The sequence below is a fragment of the Anoxybacillus tengchongensis genome (assembly GCF_014201585.1).
Taxonomy (GTDB): Bacteria; Bacillota; Bacilli; order Bacillales; family Anoxybacillaceae; genus Anoxybacillus; species Anoxybacillus tengchongensis.
This window is the reverse complement of the sequence record NZ_JACHES010000003.1, coordinates 74,845-100,485: the sequence shown is the minus strand read 5'-3', so window position 1 is coordinate 100,485 and position 25,641 is coordinate 74,845. Positions and strand designations below refer to the sequence as shown.

The following is a 25,641-nucleotide window of genomic DNA, read 5'->3' as shown; positions in this document are numbered from 1 at the left end:
ATTATTTTTGTTTTTTATTTTTATATTTTCATATAAATCATTTGTTTTTAAGGAGGAATGTAGTTTGGTAAGGTGGATGAAAAGATGGAGAAAACAAATCTCTATTGCTTTAGTTTCTTTTCTTTTATTTACCTATCTCACACCGTTTGTTAGTGCGGAAACATCCGAGACTACGGTGACTAACGTGATGGAAAATGAATCTAGCGTAGATGGTACAGAAAATGGACCTTCTACTCAGCCATCTAATGAAGAAGGGGAAGGCACTATTCCTGAAAGAGCCAATCACTTAGAGGCCGCTCAATCCTCACCTCCATCCGAAGAATCTCCAACAGTGACAGAGGAACAATCGGCGTCATCCCCTGATGTGACAGCACAGGAAAATGATTCATCATCGACAACATCTGAAAAGCAAGGAACTCTTCAGGGTGTTTTGGTAAGGGGGCAAGAAGTTGTAGCAAACACCACATTTAGCTTTCATTCTGTTGATTCTTCTGGTCAGGATGTTATTTGGTATGACGTCACAACAGATGAAAACGGTATGTTTACAGCTGCATTGCCAGATGGAGAATATCAAATTGATGGGGTTTGGATAAGTCCACATTGGTATGTGTTGCAGCAAAAATTTTCGATGGTGAAAGGTGCTTTAGTTGGTGCAAATGAACTTGTGGTAGATGTAACGGTTAAATCATCAGAATCATCTGAAAAATATAACGTACTAGGAACATTAAAAAAAGGTGCTGATGTGCTAAAAGGGATTACCTTTAGCGTTCACACGTTAGATGGTTCCAAATGGTATGACGCAACGACAGATGAAGCAGGTCAATTTGGTTTCAAGCTGCCAGATGGCACGTATCAACTAGACGGCGTATGGGTAGGCAGTGAAAACAAATGGTATGCGTTCGATAACTACCATTTTGCGGTAGAAAACGGCGTATTGAAAGACGTGACTTCACTAATCGTTGACGTGAAAGCAACGAACAATTCACAAGCAGAGAAAAATGTGAAAGGGACGTTGAAAAAAGGAGCGGACGTCCTTCAAGGAATTACATTTAGTATCCATACGTTAGACGGCTCCAAATGGTATGACGCAACGACAGATGAAGCAGGTCAATTTGGTTTCAAGCTGCCAGATGGCACGTATCAACTAGACGGCGTATGGGTAGGCAGTGAAAACAAGTGGTATGCGTTCGATAACTACCATTTTGCGGTAGAAAACGGCGTATTGAAAGACGTGACTTCACTAATCGTTGACGTGAAAGCAACGAACAATTCACAAACGGAGAAAAATGTGAAAGGGACGTTGAAAAAAGGAGCGGACGTCCTTCAAGGAATTACATTTAGTATCCATACGTTAGACGGCTCCAAATGGTATGACGCAACGACAGATGAAGCAGGTCAATTCGGCTTCAATTTGCCAGATGGCACGTATCAACTAGACGGCGTATGGGTAGGCAGTGAAAACAAGTGGTATGCGTTTGATAACTACCATTTTGCGGTAGAAAACGGCGTATTGAAAGACGTGACTTCACTAATCGTTGACGTGAAAGCAACGAACAATTCACAAGCAGAGAAAAATGTGAAAGGGACGTTGAAAAAAGGAGCGGACGTCCTTCAAGGAATTACATTTAGTATCCATACGTTAGACGGTTCCAAATGGTATGACGCAACGACAGATGAAGCAGGTCAATTTGGTTTCAAGCTGCCAGATGGCACGTATCAACTAGACGGCGTATGGGTAGGCAGTGAAAACAAGTGGTATGCGTTCGATAACTACCATTTTGCGGTAGAAAACGGCGTATTGAAAGACGTGACTTCACTAATCGTTGACGTGAAAGCAACGAACAATTCACAAACGGAGAAAAATGTGAAAGGGACGTTGAAAAAAGGAGCGGACGTCCTTCAAGGAATTACATTTAGTATCCATACGTTAGATGGTTCCAAATGGTATGACGCAACGACAGATGAAGCAGGTCAATTCGGCTTCAAGCTGCCAGATGGCACGTATCAGTTAGATGGGGTATGGATCGATAAGGAAAGCAAATGGTACGTACTGGCTCATACGTTTACTGTAGAAAATGGCACATTAAAAGGTGCTAATGAATTGATCATTAATGTCGAGGCAAAGGGACCTGTTACATTCAAAGGGACGTTGCTACACGGCAATACGCCAGTGGAAAACGCGGTGATTTGGCTACAACGCCAAGATGGTAGCGGAGAGTTTGTAGAAACGACAACAGATGAAAATGGTCGCTTCGCATTCCGTTTATCAGACGGGGTGTATTACGTAACAGATGCTTATAGTGAACAGATGGGTGCTGTTTTCTTAAACAAAAAAGTAGAAATTGTAAATGGAAAAATAGTTGCGGGAGGTAAAGAAGTTAACGAACTTCAAATTCAGGTTCCAAGCTATGAACTCAAAACTAAAGTGATTGAGGATGGTGCTGTAGTTAAGCATGCAACGCTGTACTTCCAACCTTCAGGTACAATAGATTTCTATTACTACGTAGAAATTGATGAGAATGGTTCGATCGAGTCTGTTCGTCTTGCTGATGGGGTATATCGCGTTTTTCGACTTACTGTCGGCGATAAAGACATTGACGTCGATGTTCTATTTACTGTGGAAAATGGTCAATTGTTTGTTAAAGGTGTGAAACAAGATGTGTTAAATATCAGCATTTCGAAAACACCTTTTAGGGGTCAGTTATTAGAAGCAAATGGCCCAATTGGGAATACGTTGGTTCATTATCTCCAATATACAAATAAGGGAACACAGTACGATTCATTACGAACAGACGAAAACGGCTACTTCACACGTGATCTAGAAGAGGGGAGCTATCATATTTATGGCGCGTCTATTGATGAAAAATTTGTTTCGTTGAACGTGCCGTTTGAGATTAAGAATGGTAAAACGTTGGTCAATGGTCAACAAGTAGAAACATTAGTTGTCAAAGTTCCTTCTGTCAATTTCAAAGGAACGGTTGTCGAACAAGATCAAACTCCTGTACCATCTGTGAGAGTTGAAATAAATAATAATAGTGGGTGGGGTTATGTTTTTAATGCCGATCAAAAAGGGAGATTTTCATTACGATTACCAGATGGAGATTACAAACTGAGTGAAGTTGATGGCGTTCCACTCAACATTTCGTTTAGCATACGGAATGGTGAAATGTATGTGAACGATAGTAAAAAAACTTCGTTGACGGTAACATTACCACCGATTAGGGTATTTGGAAATATATATGAAACAGGAAATGTTCCGCTTGCAAATGCATGGGTTAGTGTACGTAATGAATCTTATGAATATTGGCATGTACAGACAGACAGAGAAGGGAAATTCCATTTGCGTATTCCTGACGGGAAATTTGTCGTCAACGGTGTGTACGAGAAAAACTTTATCAATATGGCAGTCCCATTTGAAATCAGAGAGGGAATGCTGACTGTTAACGGGGGAACCCAGGAAAAACTTGAGTTAACAGTGCCGCGAGTTAGTGTTATAGGAAATGTTTATATGGCTAATGGTGAACTTGTGAAAAATGCCAACATTACGATTACGCTAGAGGATGAAGATTCATTCTCTTATGGTGCTACCATTGATCAAAATGGACAATTTAGCTTACGTTTACCAGATGGCCAATACAAAGTATCTTCTGTTTATGGAACAAACATAGGTCACTATGGTTTAAATGTGTCGTTTAATGTAATTAATGGAGAATTGTACGTAGGTGATGTTAAAGAAGAACGATTGAGAGTGCAATTGCAACCAATTACATTAAAAGGACAACTATTAAGTAGGGACGCTCAGACAATAAAAGATGCCCATGTGTTGGTAGCAGAGAAGGAATCACAGAAGCAATATGGCGCTTATACAGACGAAAACGGATACTTCCGATTATCGATTCCAGACGGAAGTTATATGGTAGATGCATTATCACTTGGTGGGCAGTTTATCGATCTAAAATCAGAGGGATACACGTTCCAAATCCAAAATGGTCAGCTATACATCAATGGAGAACAAAAAGAGATGTTATACCTTTTTGTGGCACCAATTACGTTAAAGGGGCAATTGTTAGACGCAAATGGTATACCGCAAGATAATGTAACCATTAGCTTTCAACTTTTAGATAGTGATAAAGATTATCCAGCTCAAACGAATGCAAAAGGTGAGTTCGCGGTTCGTTTGCCAGATGGAAATTACAAAGTATCAGGATACTATCTAAGAACAGAACGGAAGTGGGTTAATGATGATATTCGATTTGCTATTGTAGACGGAAAACTATATGTGGATGGTGAGCGACAGTCGAATTTACTAGTAGTGGCATCAAGTTTGACTACAATCAACGGATACGTTGATGGTGGCGGATTAACGGTTGCAAATGCGACTATTTATTATAAAAATAAAGCCACTGATATAGTAGGAGATGTAGTTACTGATAGTAATGGAAACTTCACTTTAAAAGTTTCTGACGGTGATTATGTTATTACTTCTATACATGAGGCAACCGGTGTTGTAAATGTTGATATCAGCTTCAGTGTAAAAAATGGAAATTTATTTATGGGTGAAGAAGAAAAAGAAACTTTAGTAGTTTCCTTACCGAAAGTTTCAGTTTACGGTCGAGTCTTTGATAGCAAAGGATTCGTTGGTAATGTTCATTTTATTGTTTATGGAAAAACAAGCGATTCGAAAAATTATTTCAGTTCTCAACATACAGATGGAGCCGGAAACTTTATACTTCGTATCCCTGATGGGCAGTATGTGATTGGTGAAGTATATTCTGAGGAATGGAGAACTTACCATACGAACGTTAAATTCAGTGTAGTTGATGGACAACTGTATGTATCTGAAGAAAAACAAGAACGTTTGCTTGTTTCTATCCCAGATTTAAGTTTAAAAGGTACATTGTTAGATGGCGACGTACCAGTGGGGGATGTATCTATTCAAATTTACGAGGAGTATACGGATACTTATTCAAGCGTGTCCACAAATAAAAATGGTGAATTTGTTGGTCGTCTAAAAGATGGAAGCTACAAAGCAACTACAGTTTGGTTAAAGAACCAATCAGCTTATTTAGATGTTGCATTTAGCATTGTCGATGGGAAACTATTTGTAAACGGTAAACAGCAGGATTCTCTAATCATCAATCTAACGCCAGTTACTGTGAAGGGAATTTTGAAAGACAATAACGGTAATTTGGCTAATGTCTATATTAATTTGAAAAATACGAAAAACGACAACTATTTCTCAGCAACAACGGACGCCAGCGGCAATTTCTCGTTCCGTTTGCCTGATGGGGAATACTTCCTTGATGGATTATATGTGAAGGGCAAAGGATGGGTTGATTTGAATCGGACGATTGTTGTCAAAAACGGAACAACGGATCCAAGCCCGTTTGTCATTAATGTTGATGATCCAATTCCGGTATATGGAAATGTTCAAGGGACTGTTTTAGATGGCGATAAGCCTTTAGGAAAAGTTAATGTGGAAATTAAAAATGAAGATACAAAAAATTGGATGTCGACGAAAACGAATGATATCGGTCAATTCGGATTGACGCTAGAGGATGGGAATTATCGCATTACACAAGTGTATGGTACGAACTTTCCTTATGTGCAATTAAATCAAACATTTTCTGTGCAAAACGGTCAGTTGTTCGTGAATGGAACGCAAGTCGCTAAGTTGACTGTGCAAATTCCAGCGATGATTGTACTTACTAAGCTAGTAGAGGGAGAAACACCGTTAGCTAACACGACTGTTTACCTCATGAACGTTGCAACAAACGAGATGTTCAACGTTCAAACAAATAGTGCTGGGGAAATAAAAGAACGCTTAGCAGATGGTGATTATTTCATTTCAGAGGCATATACGAGTGATTACAGAACGTTTTCTATTCACCGAATGGTTACCGTGGCTAATGGTCAAACAACATCGAGTGTGATCGATGTAAATAAAGAAATTCCAACTTATGAGGTGAAGGGAGCTCTCTTTGACGAGGGCTCACCTCTCGCCAATGCGACGGTTTATATTCGTTCCGCTCGCGGCTATGACTTTACTAAAGTCCAAACGAATGAGGATGGTCAGTTTTCTGCTTGGCTGAAGGATGGGGTGTACACAATTGATAGCGTGGCTAATAAGGATATCGGCCGAGTTTCTCTCCAACCGTGGAATATGTTGTTTGTGGTATTTAATGGTAAAATGAAGATGAATGGGGAAATTGTACCATCTTTGCAGATTCACTTACCGCCGGTTACGTTTGTCGGAAAACTACAAGACGGCACAAAAGTTTTAGCAAATCAAACGTTTGAAATTAGTTTTTCAACGGTCGGATGGTACTATCTCTCTACAAATGAAAACGGTGAATTTAAGTTGCGCTTGCCAGATGGTCAACATGTCATTTACTCGATATCTATTGAAGGAATCGGGAACGGGATTCCATTAAATCAATCGTTTGAAATTAAAAATGGTGTGGCAGCCCCGAATCCATTGGTAATTGATCTTTCCAAACCTGTCCCTGTGACAGGAACAGTGAAAGGAGTCGTTGTTGACGAGAACGGAAATCCAGTTCGTTTTGCTAGAGTTAAATACCAAAAGGATGGGTATGGATGGAATTCGCTTGCTGCTAATAGCCTTGGGGAATTTGGGCTGTTCCTATCTGATGGGAACTATCAGATTATAGAAATTGAAGGGAAAACGGTTGGGTATACTACAACAAAAGTAAATATTCCGTTCTCTGTCCAAAATGGTGTGCTGATGGTGAACGGGCAAGAAAAAGATAAATTAACAGTCCAACTCCCATCGATTAACGTTTTCGGAGAAGTGAAGGATAATGTAGGTCCAATCAGTAATGCCATGCTAGGTATTCGTGACTTGGTTAATGGGAGCTATTACGATGGAATCACAGACAACGACGGTCAGTTCGGGTTGCGATTGGCGGACAGCCAATATGAGTTAACCATGTTTTCTCAAGGTACACTTACCTCTAACCCAATTTATTATAATTTCGAAGTGAAAAATGGAAAGCTGTTAGTCAATGGGGTAGAGTTAAACCAATTAACTATTTCTCTTCCACCTGTGACGCTGAAAGGGACTGTAGTAGAAGATAATGTACCGATTAAAGAAGCAGGCGTGTTGATTGCCAAAAGAAATTCTACAACACCAATTTTAAATACGATGCAGCTGGCGCTAGACCAAAACGGTGTCTTTTCCGCTCGTTTAGAAGATGGGGAGTACGTCGTTCTCTCTGTGTATCCTTTTGCATATGGAACAGAGATTCCTGTAAGTGTTCCGTTTACAATCGAAGGTGGAGTGCTGAAACAAAACGGAGAAACGAAAGAATCTTTAATCGTGCCTATTCCTTCCAAAGCAACGGTGGAAGGGAAGATTACTAAAAATGGGATACCGATAAAAGATGGAGTACTTCACCTCACAAGTTCATATGGAGGGTTCCATCGATTTTATACTGACGGCAACGGCGAGTTTGCTCTTCGTTTGCCAGATGGGGAGTATTATATTAAATCGATTTGGCTACAGGATCTAGGTGAAGTCATATTGAACCGAAAAATTACTGTAACGAACGGAACGACAGATCCATTACCGTATAACATTGAAATTACCGATCCTTTCCCAATCTTCGGGAACGTGAAAGGTGTTGTGTTAGATGGTGAAAAGTCAGGCATCACTGGTAAAATTTCCATAATAAGCAAGAACACGTATGAGTACTATCAAGTTCCAGTTAATACACTTGGAAAGTTTGGAATTGAGCTGAAAGACGGAACTTATAGTGTGATTAGTTTTTATGATGGCAAAGAGTATCGTTCAATCAACCAAGAATTCCAAGTACAAGACGGAAAAATTGTCGTTGACGGTACGATCCAAGACAAACTTACGCTTTATTTGCAATAAGCAGCTATTAAGTTTTACAGGGGACATTGATGAAATGTCCCCTGTTTATTGCGAATGGCAGTAGATTTGTTTTTTAGACGGGGGGAAAATGGTATGAATAAAAAATTATTAACAGCTATTTTGCTAACAACACTTTTTTTTGGAAATGCATGTAGTCAGACGAAAGAAGTTAACCAAGACACAAAACGAACAGCGCAAGAAAAGCATAATACGCAATCAAAAAAACAATCCGCGGTAGAGGAAGTTACAGCATTAGTGCTTGATCACACAAAAATCGTAAAGATTATTAACATTCGAAAAAACGTCAATCCGAACTACCAAGAACTCGGTCCTTTTTTCGTTGTCACCGGGATTGACAAAAAAGGTCGTAAAAGTGAAGTGTGGATTAATAATGGGAAGATTTATGATGTTCAGTAACGGTGCCAGTGCGTCCGCTTTGGAAAAGAAAAGCGGTCCTCTTTGGCGTGCCGCTCGCCTCCGATGTGCTTATCGATACACTAATAGCGTGCTTGCCACGCCCCAATGTATGTCCAGATTTGTAGAAAGGGAGAGTCATAGGTTGGCTCTCTGTTTTTTACGAATATTGTCGATAAAAATTTAAAGGAAATACTTGCTTGTTTTTTACGACTTCTGGTATATTATATGTAACCGGTTACAGAAAAGAAGGTGAAGAACGAATATGGCTACAATCCGGGATGTTGCCAAGTTGGCAGGGGTATCGGTTGCAACGGTTTCGCGCGTGTTAAACCAAAATGGTTATGTGAATGAAGAAACAGAAAAGCGAGTGCGAAAAGCGATTGAGGAGTTGAATTATAAGCCGAATGAAGTGGCACGGGCGTTGTTTAAAAAAACATCAAAGACGATCGGGTTGATTGTTCCAGATATTTCGAACCCTTTTTTCCCCGAGCTCGTTCGGGCGATTGAAGATGTAATGAACATTTATGACTATACCGTGATACTATGTAACTCGGATGAAAATAGCGAAAAAGAAAGGAAATATATAGATGTATTTAAACAAAAATACGTAGACGGTATGATTTTAACAACAAATCAATTGTCTATGGAAGAAGTGATGGAGCTAGATATTCCTATTGTCGTTCTCGACCGTCCGTCTGATCATTCGTTTCCGTCTGTTATTGCCGATAACTATAACGGTGCTCGCTTGGCGACAAGGCATTTGTACGACATCGGGTGTCGGAAAATTGCTCATATTCAAGGACCAGCACATGTGGTGAACGCGATGCAACGTTTTTACGGATATCGTGATGAAATGAAAAGTTTAGGTCTTTGGGGAGAAGCGCTTGTCATTCAAGGGAATTATCAGTTGAAACAAGCGAAAGAAGCGGTGCTTCAGGCGCTTCAAGCCAATCGCGTCGACGGCATTTTTGCCGGGAACGATGCGATGGCGGTCGGAGCGTTAAAAGCTGTTCAACAATTAGGGCTACGTGTTCCAGAGGATGTTGCGATTATTGGATACGATGGCATTCCGTTAACGGAGATGACGACGCCGGAGCTGTCGACGATTTCCCAACCGATTTATGAAATGGGGGCCATTGCGGCACGGCTCTTAGTGAAAAAAATTGAAGGGCAGCCGATTGATCACTTTCATTACGTATTGCCTGTTAAACTTATTGAGCGAGATTCGACGCGCAGGAGGGGAAAATCGTGAGAAAGCCGAAAATTACGGTCATTGGAAGCATCAATATGGACTTAGTGACGATTGCAACACGCATGCCGATGCAAGGCGAAACGGTATTAGGCGAAACGTTTCGCCTCATCCCAGGGGGGAAAGGGGCGAATCAAGCTGTGGCGGCTGCGCGACTTGGTGCGGACGTTCATCTCATTGGTGCTGTTGGCACCGATTCGTTTGGGACGCTGCTGCTTCAACATTTAGAGAAAGAGGAGATTGTTGTCGACGGTGTGAAACCGGTTACAGATGTCGAAACAGGCGTTGCGACAATTGTCATTTCTGAAGGAGATAACCGTATTATCGTTGTTCCAGGGGCTAATTATACACTATGTCCAGACGATTTAGAGAGATGGGAGGAGAAAATGGCAACAAGCGATATATGTCTTCTTCAGTTAGAAATTCCACTCCCAGTCGTGGAGCGAGCAGTGGCGATTGCGAAACGACACGGTGTTCGCGTCATTTTAAACCCAGCACCGGCACAACCACTTCCAGATACGTTGCTTGACCAAGTCGACTTTTTGACGCCGAATGAACACGAACGAGATATCGTGCTAGCAGGGAGATCGATAAAGAAGTGGACGCAAAAGTTTATTGTGACTGAAGGAAAGCGAGGCGTCTCGTTTCAGCGGCACGGTGAGTGGGTACTTATCCCCGGATTTCACGTGCCTGTTGTCGATACGACAGGGGCAGGGGATACGTTTAATGGAGCGTTTGCCGTAGCGTTAAGTAAAGGTATGGCGTTAGAAGAAGCTTGTCGTTATGCGAATGCGGCAGCGGCACTATCCGTCACAAAGCTTGGGGCGCAAACAGGGATGCCAACAGAGAAAGAACTCGAGTCGTTTCTTGCAGAGAAAGGGTGAAAGAGATGAAAAAACATGGGGTGTTAAATAAAGAATTGAATACCGTATTTGCTTCGTTAGGGCATACGGATATGATCGTGCTTGCTGATTGTGGTTTGCCGATTCCAGAAGGAGTGAAACGCATTGATTTATCGGTCGTCAAAGGATTTCCATCTTTTTTGTCCGTACTCGATCCGATTTTAGAAGAATTACAGATTGAAGCGATTACAATTGCGGAAGAGATACAAGCGCACAATCCAGCGATATATCAGGAGATTCAAAAGCGATTTGCGGACACAACAAAACATGTCGTTTCTCATGAACAGCTAAAAGAAATGATGAAATCAGCAAAAGCAGTCATTCGTACAGGAGAGGCGACTCCTTACGCTAATATGATTCTTCACTCTGGCGTTAATTTTTAAGGGGGAGAGAAGCTTGCCGTTCATTCAAATGAAAGGAATTAAAAAGGCGTTTCATCATCACCTCGTTTTAGATGGAGTCGATTTTGAAGTGTGCGCAGGAGAAGTACATGCGTTAATGGGGGAGAATGGTGCAGGGAAATCGACGTTAATGAAAATATTAACGGGAATGTACGAAAAGGATGCAGGGACGATCATAGTAGATGGGAGAGAAGTTCATTATCGGCATCCGAAAGAGGCAGAGCGGGACGGCATTGTGTTTATTCACCAAGAACTGAGTATCATCCCGACGTTAACGGTAGTGGAAAATATGTTTTTAGGACGCGAGCAGACGATTGGAAAAACCGGATGGATTCGTCAAAAAGAAATGGCAAATGAAGCGAAACGGTATTTGAAAAAACTCGGTATGGATATCGATCCGAATGAGATGGCGGGTCACTTATCCGTCGGAAAACAACAAATTATCGAGATTGCTAGAGCATTATCAACGAATGCCAAGTGCTTAATCATGGATGAGCCGACAGCGGCACTAACCGATCGGGAAATTCAAACGTTGTTTACCGTCATTCGTACGTTAAAACAACAAGGGGTTGCGATTGTTTATATTTCACATCGAATGGAAGAAATTTTTACGATTTGTGATCGCATCTCGGTTTTACGCGACGGTCAGTTTATTGGAACGAGGCAAATACGTGAAACGACATTTGACGAAATTGTTCATATGATGGTCGGCAGACAAATTGGCGAACGCTTTCCGAAACGAAACGTCCGAATTGGCGAAGAACGGCTTCGCGTTGAAGGATTGACGCAAAAAGGGGTATTTCATAACGTTTCATTTACAGTGCGTGCAGGAGAAATTTTAGGGGTTGCTGGGTTGATGGGAGCTGGCCGTACGGAAATCATGGAAGCGATTTTTGGTATTCGAAAAACCGATGCAGGAACGGTTTATTTGAATAAGCAACGAGTAAACATTTCATCACCGCGTAAAGCGGTAGAATACGGAATGGCGTTTATTACCGAAGACCGAAAAGGAAAAGGGCTTATTTTACAAATGAGTGTTCGCGAAAACTTAACGTTGCCGAAATCGGAACAGCTGGCAACGGTCGGGTTCATTGATGACAAAAAAGAAAATGAGCTCGTTCGTTCTTTAATCGAGCGGCTTCATATTAAAGCAGTTTCTGCTGAGATCGAAGTGAAAGCGTTAAGTGGCGGAAACCAACAAAAAGTTGTATTTGGAAAATGGTTGGCAATGAATCCAAGCATACTAATTTTAGATGAACCGACACGCGGGGTAGATGTCGGGGCGAAAAAAGAAATTTATGAGATGATGAATGAGCTAGCTGCGCAAGGAGTTGCGATCATTATGGTATCGTCGGAACTACCCGAAATTCTTGGGATGAGCGATCGCATTATGGTTGTTCATGAAGGAAAAGTAACGGCGATCCTTCAGAACGACAATGTCGATCAAGAAACCATTATGCGCGCAGCGACAGGGGGAGACGTATAATGCAAAAGCCAATCGTGCAAGAGACGACAACTGTTTGGAAGTTAAATATAAAGAAGCTTGGACCGTTAGTGGGCTTGTTTTTGCTTTGTATTGTACTTGCTTTTTTGAGCGATAGTTTTTTTACACTCGATAACTGGCTTAATATTTTGCGACAAGTATCAATTAATGCGCTCATTGCATTCGGGATGACGTTTGTCATTTTGACGGGTGGCATTGATTTATCCGTTGGGTCTGTTCTCGCACTTTCTAGTGCATTGGCAGCTGGATTCATGACGAATGGCACGAGCGGGCTTTTTGCGATGGTGATTGGTATTTTAGCAGGACTCGCTATGGGAGCGCTTAACGGTGTCATTATTACGAAAGGACGCGTCGCCCCATTTATCGCAACATTAGCGACAATGACTATTTTCCGAGGTGCGACGCTTGTATATACCGGGGGACGTCCGATTACAGGTTTTTCGGATGAACTGGCTTTTCAAATGATCGGACGTGGTTATTTTCTCGGAATTCCTGTTCCTGTTGTATTGATGCTTGTTGCTTATGCGTTACTTTATGTTGTGTTAAAGAAAACAACGTTTGGTCGCCATACGTATGCGATCGGTGGAAATGAAGAAGCGACCCGTTTATCAGGTATTCGCGTTGATCGCTTAAAAGTTTGGATTTATTCTTTAACAGGTGGTTTAGCTGCTTTGGCAGGTTTAATTTTAACTTCCCGTCTGAATTCCGCCCAACCCACTGCAGGAATGGCTTATGAGCTTGATGCGATTGCGGCAGTTGTGTTAGGTGGTACAAGTTTATCAGGTGGAAGAGGTTGGATTTTTGGTACGCTAGTCGGTGCGTTAATTATTGGAGTGTTAAATAATGGATTGAATTTATTAAATGTTTCTTCTTTTTATCAACAAGTCATTAAAGGTGTTGTCATTCTTCTTGCGGTGATTTTAGATCGCCGAAAAGAAGTTTGATATAAATTTAAAACGAAGTGGGGGAGAGTAATGAAGAAAATTGTAGGTATGTGGACAGCTATTTTATTTGTCGTATGGGGGCTTGTTGGTTGTTCGCTAGACAGCGGCACTTCAACAAACAGCACGGAGAAAAAGGAAGAAGGAGATGTGAAAATCGGTTTATCGATTTCTACGTTGAACAATCCATTTTTCGTCACGTTGAAGGAAGGGGCAGAAAAAGCAGCGAAAGAAGCAAATGTATCGTTAACAGTTGTTGATGCACAAAACGATCCAGCGAAACAAACGAGCGATATCGAAGATTTAATTCAACAAGGTGTAGATATCATTTTAATTAACCCAACGGATTCTAGCGCTGTTACATCAGCGATTGAGTCAGCGAACGAAGCGAATATCCCGGTCATTACGGTCGACCGAAGTGCAGATGGTGGGGACGTTGTTGCCCATATTGCTTCAGATAACGTTGCAGGGGGAAAAATGGCTGGTGAGTTTATGATTGAAACATTAAAAGATGGTGGAAATATTGTTGAGTTAGAAGGAATTCCAGGTTCATCAGCAGCTCGTGAGCGCGGGGAAGGATTCCATCAAGTGATCGACAAAGCAAGCAACATAAAAGTGGTTGCGAAACAGGCTGCTGATTTTGACCGCGCAAAAGGACTATCAGTCATGGAAAATATTTTGCAAAGCCACAAAGATGTGAAAGCAGTGTTTGCGCATAACGATGAAATGGCATTAGGTGCGTTAGAAGCACTTGAAGCACACGGAATGAAAGACGTCATCGTCGTCGGATTTGACGCAACGGATGACGCAGTAAAAGCTGTACAAGAAGGAAAAATGGCCGCAACCATTGCCCAAAAACCAGAATTGATTGGAGAAAACGCTGTCAAAACGGCATTAAAAGTTGTAAAAGGCGAAACAGTAGAAAAATTTATTCCGGTGCCGTTAGAATTGGTGAAATAATGTGCTCACTTTAATGTCACGCCTTGATATTTGCGGAAACAGAGCAATGTTTCACGCCGATTTTATATGGAGAAATGCATAAAGGGCTGCTTTCTTGCCAAGCAGCCCTAAAAAATGCATTTATTTTAATTTGATCGTCGCCAATCGACTATTTACTTCCTCTATGTCAAAGTGTTCTGGATTAAAATCATCTCCGTACCATTCATCATACCACTCGAGAAACTCCTCCCGTTCTTGTTTTCGTGTATCGTTTTGCATGATGTCGATGACATCTTGGTATCCCCAAACGCCGCCAACATCTTCCGGGGGGCACGCTCGTTTTCCTTTGATGCAAATAGGATGTGTCAACGGTTCCATTCTTTTTTCAATCTTTTCTAATGTAATGATATGATCCCAATTGTCCCCAAAGTCATACGTATATAACACTTTGTCCTTTTCTTCGCTTAAATATGCTTTAATCCGTATTTTTCGAGAATCGAGCATATCTTTCCAAGGGTGTGAAAAATCGTCTAGTGGATGTGGTACATCGATGATCGCATCGCCTGTTTCGAATTGATATAAGTGATAGTTTTTCCAACCCATTGCCTCTTGAATGACGAGATGAAGTTCATCAAATGTAATGTTGCTTGGGACAAGTACACGTCGCCAAATGGGAGGACGAATACCGCGCAAGGCGATTTTTAATTGGTAGACGGTTTGTTTTTTCTGCAACACTTTCTCCTCCTTTTCTTTTACTATAATGATAGACGAGTTTCTATGTTTTTATAAGAGAAATCTTTCATTTTTTTCGATAGCTGTATCGTGCAAACACGCTCACATTTGTGTAAACTGAAAGAAAAAAGCACGGAGGTTGTTATGAACATTGTCGTCGTCGGAACAGGATATGTCGGTTTAGTGACAGGTGTGGCGCTTGCACATATCGGTCATCGGGTCGTATGTGTGGATGTCGATGAAGAGAAAGTAGAGCGGATGAGACGAGGCATCTCGCCGATTTATGAGCCGGGCATTGAGCCGTTAATGAAAGAAAATATGGAAGCGAATCGTTTGTTTTTTACGACAGATGGTGCGCGTGCGTATCGAGAGGCGGATGTCATTTATATTGCGGTCGGCACGCCTGAAAACGAAGATGGTTCGGCAAATTTGACGTATTTGAAACAAGCAGTCCAAGACATTGCTTCATCGGTGACGAAAGATGTGATTGTCGTGACGAAAAGTACGGTGCCGGTCGGAACGAATCACGAAATAAAGCGTATGTTTGAGCAGCTGGCTCCACATGTGCGCATTGAAGTCGTATCCAATCCTGAATTTTTGCGTGAAGGATCGGCGATTTATGATACGTTCCACGGTGACCGCATTGTCATCGGTGCGGATGATGAGCGAGCGGCGGCTGTTGTGGCGGATATTCATCGACCGTTTGGCATTCCGATTTTTCAAACCGACATTCGTAGCGCAGAAATGATTAAATATGCGTCAAACGCCTTTTTAGCGACGAAAATTAGTTTTATTAATGAAATTGCGAACATATGTGAAAAAGTAGGCGCAGACATTGAACAAGTAGCAGCGGGGATGGGGATGGATGAACGCATCGGTGCCTCGTTTTTACGTGCAGGCATTGGTTACGGGGGCTCTTGTTTTCCGAAAGATACGAAAGCGTTGGCGAAAATTGCGGCCAATATTGATCACGATTTCGAATTGTTGAAGGCGGTTATTGAAGTAAACAATAAACAACAACGCAAATTAATTGAAAAAGCGAAAAAAAGATTTGGACATTTAAGAGGAAAAAAAATCGCCCTTCTCGGCTTATCGTTTAAGCCAAATACCGATGATATGCGCGAAGCCGCATCGCTTGTTGTCACACGTGAGCTTGTTGCGGAACAGGCAACTGTTGTTGCTTATGATCCGATCGCGATGAATAAAGCGAAAAGTGTGTTGCCGAAGGAAGTCATATATGCAGACCGAGTAGAACAGGCGCTCGAACGTGCGGATGCGGCGATGATTTTAACGGAATGGGATGAGTTTCGCCAGCTTGACTTATCTGTATATGTCAAGCAAATGAAAACGCCCATCGTTTTTGATGGACGGAATTGTTATGCGCTTCACGATGTAGCGCGCTACCCAATTGAATATTACTCGATCGGACGAAAACCGATAACGAATATAAAATAACTCCATCTTTCCTATATATGTGTGATAAAATTGAAGTGCATGACAAGGAAAGGAGATATTGTATGATTTTAGTCGTTGGTGGAGCGGGATATATCGGTAGCCATGTCGTAAAACAATTAGTCGAAACGAAACCGGTCGTTGTGCTCGATAATTTATCGACAGGGCATCGGTATGCAGTCGATAAACGAGCGGTGTTTGTGCATGGCGATTTAGGCGATCGGGCGACGCTTGTGCGCATGTTTGAAAAATATCCGATCGATGCGGTGATGCATTTTGCGGCGAATAGTTTAGTTGGCGAGTCGGTTGTTGAGCCGATGAAATATTATAAAAATAACGTCGCTGCGACGTTAACGTTGTTAGAAACGATGATGGAATACGGCGTAAAGCGATTTATTTTTTCATCGACAGCTGCTGTGTACGGTATTCCAAACGTTGATCTTATTACGGAAGATTGCCCGACAAACCCAATTAATCCGTACGGTCGCTCGAAATTAATGATCGAGCATATGCTTTCAGACTTTGCCTCGGCGTACGATTTACGTTACGTCGTGTTGCGCTATTTTAATGCGGCCGGTGCGCATGAAAGCGGGGACATTGGGGAAGATCATCATCCGGAAACGCACTTAATTCCGCTCATTTTGCAACATTTGCTCGGATTGCGTGATAAAATTTCGGTGTTTGGCACAGATTACGATACGCCAGATGGCACATGTATTCGCGATTACATTCATGTGACCGATTTAGCGGAGGCGCACATTCTCGCGCTGCACGCCCTTCTTTCGGACGAGAAAAAGACAGCGACATACAATCTTGGCAACGGGCTCGGTTATTCGGTCAAAGAAGTGATCGACATGTGTGAACGCGTCACAGGTAAAAAAGCAACGATCGAATATACAGCGCGCCGCCCGGGAGATCCTGAGCGACTTGTGGCGTCATCGGAAAACATTGCGCGCGAGCTTGGTTGGCAAGCGACACGTTCGCTTGAAGACATTATCGCAAGTGCATGGCGTTGGCATGCATCGAAAAGAGGTTGAATACAGCCTCTTTTTTCGTTTGTTTCCAAATTTGACAACGAATTTAACCCTTCGTTACTCTATTATTAGAACAAACATGGGGGGACAAAGTGATGAACATTAGTCATTTTTCGATTCGGCGACCGGTATTGACGTTTGTTTCGATGATCATCGTCATTCTTTTAGGAGCGGTATCGTTATTCAATATTCCGATGAAACTCATTCCCGATATTCAGCCTCCTGTTGGCGTTGTTGTGGCGACATATCCTGGAACGGGGCCAACAGAAGTGCTTGAAAAAGTGACGAAACCGTTAGAAAGCAGCTTAGCGACGCTACCGGGATTAAAGTCGATGACATCGACATCGCAAGAAGGATCGACGCTTATTTTACTCCAATTCTCATGGGCGACCATCATTGATGATATGCAAAATGACGTCATGCAGCGAATCGACCAAACCCCGTTGCCAGATGATGTACAAAAACCGAGATTTTTAAAGTTTGACCCGTCGCAGTTTCCTGTCATTCAACTGACATTAACGAGTAAAAAAGGAACAGACGAGTTACAAACGTTAGCGGAACAGTTAAAAGCAGAGCTGGCCAAAGCGGAAGGTGTAGCGAGCGTGAACGTATCGGGAACGTTGACAAAACGAGTGCGCGTGCTCGTGGATCAAAATAAACTGCGCACGTATCGGCTTTCCCAACAAGACATCGCGAATTTCATTTCGGCGAATAACGTATCGTTGCCGGGGGAAACCGTTGTCATCGATGAGCGACAACTATCGACGCGCATTTTAAGTACTGTGCAATCAGTCGATGAATTAAAAAAACTCGTGATTACCATTAATCCATTGACAAATGAACGCATTCGTCTCCAAGATGTAGCGAAAGTTGAACTCGTTTCAGACGAACAACAAACGATTACACGAACGAATGAACAGCCGTCTGTCTTAATGAGTGTACTGCAAAAAGCAGATGCCAATACAGCAGAAGTGTCAAAAGCGTTTCAAAAACAGTTAGACAAGTTATTGAAAAAAGAGCAGTTTCAAAACGTCCGTGCGAATATATTATTTGACCAAGGGGAGTTTATTGAACGAACGATTCGCAATATCGCACAGTCGCTCGTGTTAGGCGGGGCGTTTGCGATGGCGGTGCTGTTTATCTTTTTACGGAACATCAAAAGTCCAATCATTATTGGCATCGCCATTCCGTATTCTGTTATTGTGACGTTTGTGTTAATGTATTTTTCCGATTTTACGTTAAACATTATGACGCTCGGTGGACTAGCGCTCGGGATTGGGATGCTTGTCGACAACTCCATTGTCGTTATTGAAAATATTTCCCGCCATTTAGCGATGGGGAAAGAGCCGAAAGAAGCGGCAAAAGATGGGGTAAGCGAAGTTGGAAGCGCCATCGTCGCGTCGACGTTAACAAGCGTTGCCGTGTTCATTCCTGTGTTATTTATTACTGGATTAATCGGTGATTTATTTACCGAATTTGCGATGACGATCGCATTTAGTTTACTTGCTTCATTATTTGTGGCGTTAACGGTCGTACCGATGCTTGCGAGCCGTTGGTTGCGTCCGCGCAGACGTTATCGTGAAGAGACGCGGTTATCTTCTGCCCCGATGCGCGCGCTTGAACGAAGTTTACGTTGGTCATTGCGCCATCGTTTTGTTGTGTTGTTGTTGGCCGTTAGTTTGTTCGGTGTTGGCGTTGTCGGGTTAACACATGTCGGGATGCAGTTTTTGCCGAATACAGATGAAGGATTTTTCTCCATTCGTGTGCAAACAGATGACGGTTATTCTTTACAGGCGACAGAGCGTGTCGTCAAGGCGATTGAACATGAATTAAAACGAGTCGATGATATTGAAACGTACGTGAGCCTCATCGGTTCGACGCAAGAACAGTCGTTTCGTGGAACGACACAAAGTAACGTAGCTGAAATATATGTAAAAATGAAGCCGAAAGATGAGCGCAATCGCTCGGTGTTTGTCGTCGTTGATGAATTAAAATCCCCTGTGCAACAAGCGGTGAAAAAAGTGAACAAAACTGCAGAAGTGTCGTTTAACTTGCAAGCATCGACAGGAAGTGCGCCAAATACGTTAACCTTTAGTGTAAAAGATACGGATGAACAACGGCTCAAACGAGTCGTTCGTCAAATTGAAAAACGATTAAAGTCGTTAAAAGAAGTGAAAGAAGTGACAACAGATTTGTCAGAAACAGTTGATGAAATTCAAGTCAAAATCGATCGGGAAAAAGCGTTGCAACATGGGCTTACACCAGCGCAAGTCGCCGTCGTTGCAGAACAAATGACGCGTGGAATGACAGTGACACGTATGATTGATGCGAGCACAAACGTGTACGATGTGACGGTAGAATACGATCGAAACGTGAAAAATTCCGTTCCTGATTTAAAACAATTGCTCGTGAAAAAACCAGACGGGTCGTTTGTGAAACTTGGCGACATCGCATCTATTTCAATTGGAAAAAGTCGCGTCCAAATTCAACGGGTGAATGAACAAAGCGCCGTTCAGTTTACGGTGAAATATAAAAATTCCGTTACGCTTGGCGATATATCGGCGCTTGTTGATCGCGAAATCGAAAAGCTCGATCTCCCGTCAGAAACGGATATCGTCTTTAGTGGCGATCGGGAGTTGCTTGAGTCGTCCATTGATGATTTAGCATTAGCCTTTGCGTTAGCGGTGACGTTCGTCTATCTTGTCATGGCAGCGCAATTTGAATCGTTTAAACATCCGTTTATTATTATGTTTACAATTCCACTTATGATCATCGGTATTGCAGGTGGATTATGGCTAACACAAACGCCGATGAGCGTCATGGTCATTATCGGTGGCATCGTTCTTGCGGGGATTGTCGTCAACAATGCGATCGTTCTTGTCGATTATATGAATCAATTGCGTGTCCGCGGAGAGCGAGATATTATTGTCACTGCGGTTAAACTTCGTCTTCGTCCGATTTTAATGACGGCGTTGACGACGATTTTAGGTTTATTGCCGCTCGCCTTTGGCGTTGGGGATGGGGCAGAGCTCAATCAACCGATGGCGATTACCGTTATCGGCGGATTAATTAGCAGCACCTTTTTAACGTTGTTCGTTATTCCGATTGTGTATAGCTTTACGTTATCGAGAAAGTTTTATATCCAAAAATAAACAGCCGCTAATGTCGGCTGTTTATTTTTCGTTGTTCTAGCTTTTTCATCATTTGCTCAAGTAGTTTTTCCCATAATGTTTGTTGCTTCGTTCCTTTTTTCTTCGCCATGTGTCACCTCATGAAAGGGTAAATAGTTCGCGCAATTGTTCGTTCGACAGTTCGGTAATCCACGTTTCGCTTTGAATGAGCTGCTCATTGAGCGCTTGTTTTTTCTCAAGCATATCATCAATTTTTTCTTCAATCGTGCCAGTTGTAATGAGTTTATGCACGTGGACGAATTTTGTTTGCCCGATGCGATACGCCCGGTCTGTCGCTTGGTTTTCAACGGCCGGGTTCCACCAACGGTCGAAATGAATGACATGGTTGGCGGCTGTTAAATTGAGCCCTGTTCCACCTGCTTTGAGCGATAAAATGAATATATGAAACTGACCATTTTGAAATTGTTCAATCATGTCATCACGCGTTTGTTTCGGTGTGCTTCCGTTTAAAAAGACGACGTTTTCTTTCAAATGTGTAGAAAGAAGATGTTGCATCATTTCGCCCATTTGGATGTATTGTGTAAAAATTAAACAGCTTTCTCCATTTTCACGAATTTGTTCGACAAGTTCAAGCAACTTTTCGACTTTATGCGATCGTTCAACAATTTGTTTTGGCTGTTTTTCTTTTAAATAAAGGGCAGGATGGTTGCATAGTTGTTTTAAACTATTTAACATTTGTAAAATGATGCCACGACGCGCCAATCCGTCCACTTGTTCAAGCTTTTCAAGTGACTGTTGTACAATTTGTTCATATAATGATGCTTGCTCGACGGTAAGCGGGCAATATTCTTTTTGTTCGAGTTTATCCGGTAAATCGAGCGCAATGCGTTCATCTGTTTTCGTTCGGCGCAGTAAAAACGGGCGAATCAATTTTTGGAGTTTTTCGGTTGCTTGTGCGTCTCCGTTTTTCTCAATTGGCGTTCCGAAGCGGCGTTGAAACTCTGTTTGCGAACCTAAATAGCCCGGGTTTAAAAAGTGAAAAATGCTCCAAAGTTCATTTAGTCGGTTTTCAATTGGCGTTCCGGTGAGCGCAATTTTATGACGTCCTTTTAGTTTACGAATGGCGCGCGCCTGTTTCGTTTGGGCATTTTTAATGTTTTGCGCTTCATCTAAACAAATGACATCCCAAGCGATACTTGAGAGGTCGTCGAAATCTAAATGTGCTAAGCTGTATGATGTAATGACGACATCGGCTTCGTTTACAGCGGCAAAAAACGCTTCTTCTTTTGCCCGCGCTTGTCCGTGATGAACGTAAACACGTAGCGACGGAACGAACTGTTGACATTCTTTTTGCCAGTTGCCGATGACGCTTGTTGGACAAATGAGCAGGGCAGGTTCGTTTCGTTTCTCGTTTTCTTTCACATATGCGAAATACGCAAGCATTTGTACCGTTTTTCCAAGCCCCATATCGTCTGCTAGACAGCCGCCAAAGCCGAGTTGGCGTAAAAAGATGAGCCAATCGACGCCTCGTTGCTGATATGGGCGCAACGTGCCTTGAAACGTTGTTGGAACAATGACCGATGGAATATGGTCGATGTTTTTCATTTTTTTCACAAGCGACGTAAATGAACGGTTTAGTTCAATGTCAATTTGTTCGTCGTCTTCATGTGATTCGTTTGTTTTCTCGGCAAGTGTTTGCATGAGTACGTCCCGAATCGATAAACCTTCTTGTTTGGCTTGTTTCATTAGTTTTTGCACGTGTTGAATGACGGCTGGATCGAGTTGCACCCATTGGTCGCGAATGCGGACAAGACGACGTTTTTGTTCAACAAGCTCCACAAATTGCTGTTCCGTTAGTTCGACTCCGTTTGTAGCGATACGCCAATCGAAATCGACGAGCGCATCAAGTCCGAATACAGATGTTGCAGATGATTTCACACGTGCTTTCACCCGAAGTTTTGTTTGTTTGACGACCTCCCACCATTCCGGAACAATGACGCGCACACCTGCTTCGGTTAGTTCTATTGTCGCTTCCACTAAAAAGCGCCATGCGTCGTCCTCATTTAATTGTGTGCGCAACGCGCCGTTTTCGCTCAGCCATGGGACGATCGTTTGCCATCGTTGTTGTGCTCGTTCGATATGGCTAACGTATGCCTCCCAAGCTTTTGGCATATGCGGATAAACGGTGATGTCGTTTGTTGTTGTGTCGATGAGAACCGTTTCAAGCGACCATGCTCCCCCATCTTCATCTGGTTCATTTAAGCGAATGGCGACGATAAACGGTGGGCGGTTTTTATCCCAACCGATTTCCGTTAACCAATCGTGCTCGTCCATAACTGAAGTAACGTCGCTTGTAACAACGGGATACGTTTCAGCGATTTGTTGCCACGTTTGTTTGAGTTCTACGTCTGATTGAATCCAGTCGTCGATCGCCTCAGAACGCCAGACGGAAATAAACGGATGCTTATCTTCTGTCGTTCCTTTCCATCCGAACCGTCCTTTTTTCCAAGCATCAAAATCAGGCATGAATTGTTTTTGTTCAATGTCTGCTATGATTTGTTTTGCCCATGCTTGAAATTGTTTACTTTGTTCGTCCCATATGATATGAATGAATGTATTGGATGATGGGTAAGCAAAAAACGTTACTGCCTCCCAAGGAGAAAGAAGGATGCCAATATGGTTTCCGATTGTATCGACTGTCGCAAATGTCCCGTAAAACGTTTCTTCATGCCAACAAAAGACGAGCTCTTTCCAATCATTTGGATGTTCATCGTCACTATAAATAAAAAACTGTTTTTGTTCATCGAGCCAACGACTTTTTAGTTCAAGTTGCATCATATGAATTTCCCTTTCCGTAATAAATCTTGAAAGGCACGTAATCGTTTCGTTTGTTCAGCTAATGTTGTAATATATGCTTCCCAGCGAGGCATTTGTTTTAATGCTCGGTAATGGGCGCGCAGTTTTCGTAAATGTTTCATTGCTTGTTCGTATGCGTTGCGATTTTTTTGTTCAATATAATGCATAATTGTTTGGTGATACAAAGGAAGAACGAGCGAACGATCTGCTTGTTCGACTGCTTTTAAATGGAACGGATGAATCATATCGACGTTTGTTTTTTCGAGCATATATAATTCAATAAGTTTTTTCCATTTTTGCTCGTCGAACAAGTAGTCAATGTACGTATAAAAACTATACGGAAGCAACCTTTGAAGAAGCTGTTCATATCTTTCGGTTTGTTCGTTTTTTGTAGCGATACGATATTGGACATAGGCAGATAATACATGCTGAACAAACCACTCACGGTCGGTTATACGAAGCGAATATAAGTATGTTTCCACATTTTGTTCGAGCCGATGAAACCACTCTACTCCACGTTGAATTTGTTTTTTTGCAAATGACATATGCATGAAACGGACGATATGTTCCGTTGCTAAGTATGGAAACGGTTCAATGAGCTGATATGCACGATGATCATTTTCAAGCAAAAACGATACATAAGAAGCTGCGCTGATAAATGGTATTTTTTCTTCTACGGTTTCCTTTTTATTTAACTGTTCAATCGCCCACTTACATTCTTCTTGGCGATATGTTTCGTCGGTCAATACGGTTGTCCACATCATTTCATATACATCTAATATGTGGCTAAAGTAAGTTAATTTGCCTAACAATACGTTTCTTACGTATGGAATGGTAGCGTATAAAAGCTGTTCATGCATTTTTGTACGCGGCTTTTTTGCTAAATTTGTGAGCGCTTGTTGTACGGTTGAAGAAAATTGTTCTACATGTCGCTCTTGCATGATAGCGAAGTAGCCCCATGATTGTTGCGGAATGTGAACTAGTTTAATAAAGGTAAACAAGGCGGCATGGACATAATATAAATGATCTAAAAACGGTGCTTTTGACCTCGGTCGCTCAAAAGTTGGGAAGAATGATTGAACGAGCCTACGCATATGTTCTTCTTCTGTTACATTGTATAGCGGGATGCGACGATATTTCTCTTCAAACGATTGCCACCATGTGTCAATGATATTTTCGTTGTTTGACGTGTTGCTCCCATCTTTCTCGTTTGGCTTCTGTTGATGAACGGTTTGTTGTTTCACTTGTATGTCTTTTTGTTTTTCATTTTGTTTTTTCGCTGGCTCTTTCCATGTTCTAATTAAATTCCCAACTGCATCAATTTGATTGTATGCATATAAAAATAACGCAACATTGTGCGGACATAGACCGACGGCTGTGCAAGTGCATGATGATCCTGCCGCCTGCTTTAACCGAAAAGATGGCTCATATGTATGTCCCTTATCTGTTACTTTCCCTTTTAGCACATTGTCCTCAATTGTCACGTTATACACATGCCCAGTACGGTACAATTGCCATGCTCGTTTAATGATGTCGCTATGTTTTTTGTAAGGCAACAGCTTCATCAAGCGTTCAGCCGCTTTTGTCATCACTTCGGACGATAGCATCGTCTGCAACATATGCAAATTACTCCTTTTCGTTCATTTGTTCTCATTTTAGCATGTTACCCTTTTGTTTACAAATAGAACAAATCAGTCGTATAAAAGGGACGAAAGTAGTAAAATGGTGTGTAGATTTCCATATATAGAAAGGATTTAAATGATGAAAACAAATCGTGTCATATGGTGGGGACTTGTCGTTGTATGGTGTGGGTTGATTTACTATTTTACTGAGTCCCCGTTATTTACAGGAGAGCAAACAGCACAATGGATCCGATATGGGCTTAATTATTTTGGGATTGAAACGAACCGTTCGGTGAGCGATAGTTTGTTTTCATGGAATTTTATTGTTCGGAAATGGGCGCATATGACGGTATTTGGAGCGTTTGCGTTTTTTGCGTGGAAAGCGGCGGGTTCATACCGTGTTGCTTGGTTATTGACGCTTTTTTGTGCCATGTTCGATGAATGGCATCAGTCGTTTCAACCAAAGCGAACGGCGTTATTTTCTGATGTCATTATCGATATGATTGGGGCGACCATTGTGTTATGGATTGTTTGGAAGACGAATAAGCGAGCATAAACGCTCGC

At 42.1% G+C, this 25,641-nt stretch carries 15 protein-coding genes; 12 read left to right on the top strand and 3 right to left on the bottom strand.

Features of this window, described 5'->3' with window-relative positions:
• Nucleotides 1-64: 64 nt before the first annotated feature.
• From HNQ82_RS04335 to rbsB, 8 genes are all read left to right on the top strand, one after another.
• Nucleotides 65-7,897: a carboxypeptidase-like regulatory domain-containing protein gene (locus HNQ82_RS04335; protein ID WP_183247473.1), complete on the top strand. Its 7,833-nt coding sequence runs from the start codon at nucleotides 65-67 to the stop codon at nucleotides 7,895-7,897.
• Nucleotides 7,898-7,990: 93 nt separating this feature from the next.
• Entirely contained in the window at nucleotides 7,991-8,314 is a 324-nt protein-coding gene (locus HNQ82_RS04330; RefSeq protein WP_183247471.1) for a hypothetical protein, read from the top strand.
• A 262-nt stretch (nucleotides 8,315-8,576) separates the two neighbouring features.
• A complete protein-coding gene (locus HNQ82_RS04325; RefSeq protein ID WP_183247469.1) occupies nucleotides 8,577-9,566 on the top strand; it encodes a LacI family DNA-binding transcriptional regulator in 990 nt (329 codons plus the stop codon).
• Nucleotides 9,563-10,447: a ribokinase gene (gene rbsK, locus HNQ82_RS04320; protein WP_183247467.1), complete on the top strand. Its 885-nt coding sequence runs from the start codon at nucleotides 9,563-9,565 to the stop codon at nucleotides 10,445-10,447. The genes HNQ82_RS04325 and rbsK overlap by 4 nt, the downstream gene beginning before the upstream one ends.
• Before the next feature lie 5 nt (nucleotides 10,448-10,452).
• Nucleotides 10,453-10,848: a D-ribose pyranase gene (gene rbsD / locus HNQ82_RS04315; protein WP_183247464.1), complete on the top strand. Its 396-nt coding sequence runs from the start codon at nucleotides 10,453-10,455 to the stop codon at nucleotides 10,846-10,848.
• 28 nt (nucleotides 10,849-10,876) lie between these two features.
• Nucleotides 10,877-12,352, top strand: a complete 1,476-nt coding sequence (locus tag HNQ82_RS04310) for a sugar ABC transporter ATP-binding protein (RefSeq protein WP_183247787.1) — start codon at nucleotides 10,877-10,879, stop codon at nucleotides 12,350-12,352.
• A complete protein-coding gene (locus HNQ82_RS04305) occupies nucleotides 12,352-13,314 on the top strand; it encodes an ABC transporter permease (RefSeq protein ID WP_183247462.1) in 963 nt (320 codons plus the stop codon). The genes HNQ82_RS04310 and HNQ82_RS04305 overlap by 1 nt, the downstream gene beginning before the upstream one ends.
• A 30-nt stretch (nucleotides 13,315-13,344) precedes the next feature.
• A complete protein-coding gene (gene rbsB, locus HNQ82_RS04300; protein WP_183247460.1) occupies nucleotides 13,345-14,271 on the top strand; it encodes a ribose ABC transporter substrate-binding protein RbsB in 927 nt (308 codons plus the stop codon).
• A gap of 120 nt (nucleotides 14,272-14,391) precedes the next feature.
• Here rbsB and HNQ82_RS04295 read toward each other — a convergent pair whose 3' ends face one another.
• Nucleotides 14,392-14,985, bottom strand: coding sequence for an IS1096 element passenger TnpR family protein (locus HNQ82_RS04295; protein WP_075039176.1), 594 nt, complete (start codon nucleotides 14,983-14,985; stop codon nucleotides 14,392-14,394).
• A gap of 141 nt (nucleotides 14,986-15,126) precedes the next feature.
• Between HNQ82_RS04295 and HNQ82_RS04290 the strand changes: the two genes are divergently transcribed.
• From HNQ82_RS04290 to HNQ82_RS04280, 3 genes are all read left to right on the top strand, one after another.
• Nucleotides 15,127-16,437, top strand: a complete 1,311-nt coding sequence (locus HNQ82_RS04290) for a UDP-glucose dehydrogenase family protein (protein WP_183247458.1) — start codon at nucleotides 15,127-15,129, stop codon at nucleotides 16,435-16,437.
• 62 nt (nucleotides 16,438-16,499) lie between these two features.
• On the top strand, nucleotides 16,500-17,471 hold the full coding sequence (gene galE, locus HNQ82_RS04285; protein WP_183247456.1) for a UDP-glucose 4-epimerase GalE: 972 nt from the start codon (nucleotides 16,500-16,502) through the stop codon (nucleotides 17,469-17,471).
• Between the two features lie 92 nt (nucleotides 17,472-17,563).
• The gene (locus tag HNQ82_RS04280) at nucleotides 17,564-20,620 is read left to right on the top strand and encodes an efflux RND transporter permease subunit (RefSeq protein WP_183247454.1); all 3,057 of its coding nucleotides are present in this window, start codon (nucleotides 17,564-17,566) and stop codon (nucleotides 20,618-20,620) included.
• A 117-nt stretch (nucleotides 20,621-20,737) separates the two neighbouring features.
• Here the strand turns inward: HNQ82_RS04280 and HNQ82_RS04275 are convergent, their stop codons facing one another.
• Together HNQ82_RS04275 and HNQ82_RS04270 are read right to left on the bottom strand one after the other, a co-directional pair.
• On the bottom strand, nucleotides 20,738-23,434 hold the full coding sequence (locus tag HNQ82_RS04275) for a DEAD/DEAH box helicase (RefSeq protein ID WP_183247785.1): 2,697 nt from the start codon (nucleotides 23,432-23,434) through the stop codon (nucleotides 20,738-20,740).
• Nucleotides 23,434-25,074: an SWIM zinc finger family protein gene (locus HNQ82_RS04270; RefSeq protein ID WP_183247452.1), complete on the bottom strand. Its 1,641-nt coding sequence runs from the start codon at nucleotides 25,072-25,074 to the stop codon at nucleotides 23,434-23,436. The genes HNQ82_RS04275 and HNQ82_RS04270 overlap by 1 nt, the downstream gene beginning before the upstream one ends.
• Nucleotides 25,075-25,213: 139 nt before the next feature.
• On the opposite strand from HNQ82_RS04270, the gene HNQ82_RS04265 reads away from it, so the two are divergent.
• Nucleotides 25,214-25,633: a VanZ family protein gene (locus HNQ82_RS04265; RefSeq protein ID WP_183247451.1), complete on the top strand. Its 420-nt coding sequence runs from the start codon at nucleotides 25,214-25,216 to the stop codon at nucleotides 25,631-25,633.
• Nucleotides 25,634-25,641 lie beyond the last annotated feature (8 nt).

Coding starts and splice junctions, on each gene's coding strand:
- HNQ82_RS04330 (WP_183247471.1), top strand. CDS start 7,991: ATGAATAAAAAATTATTAACAGCTATTTTGCTAACAACACTTTTTTTT.
- HNQ82_RS04325 (WP_183247469.1), top strand. CDS start 8,577: ATGGCTACAATCCGGGATGTTGCCAAGTTGGCAGGGGTATCGGTTGCA.
- rbsD (WP_183247464.1), top strand. CDS start 10,453: ATGAAAAAACATGGGGTGTTAAATAAAGAATTGAATACCGTATTTGCT.
- HNQ82_RS04310 (WP_183247787.1), top strand. CDS start 10,877: ATGAAAGGAATTAAAAAGGCGTTTCATCATCACCTCGTTTTAGATGGA.
- HNQ82_RS04305 (WP_183247462.1), top strand. CDS start 12,352: ATGCAAAAGCCAATCGTGCAAGAGACGACAACTGTTTGGAAGTTAAAT.
- rbsB (WP_183247460.1), top strand. CDS start 13,345: ATGAAGAAAATTGTAGGTATGTGGACAGCTATTTTATTTGTCGTATGG.
- HNQ82_RS04290 (WP_183247458.1), top strand. CDS start 15,127: ATGAACATTGTCGTCGTCGGAACAGGATATGTCGGTTTAGTGACAGGT.
- galE (WP_183247456.1), top strand. CDS start 16,500: ATGATTTTAGTCGTTGGTGGAGCGGGATATATCGGTAGCCATGTCGTA.
- HNQ82_RS04280 (WP_183247454.1), top strand. CDS start 17,564: ATGAACATTAGTCATTTTTCGATTCGGCGACCGGTATTGACGTTTGTT.
- HNQ82_RS04275 (WP_183247785.1), bottom strand. CDS start 23,434: ATGCAACTTGAACTAAAAAGTCGTTGGCTCGATGAACAAAAACAGTTT.
- HNQ82_RS04270 (WP_183247452.1), bottom strand. CDS start 25,074: ATGTTGCAGACGATGCTATCGTCCGAAGTGATGACAAAAGCGGCTGAA.
- HNQ82_RS04265 (WP_183247451.1), top strand. CDS start 25,214: ATGATGAAAACAAATCGTGTCATATGGTGGGGACTTGTCGTTGTATGG.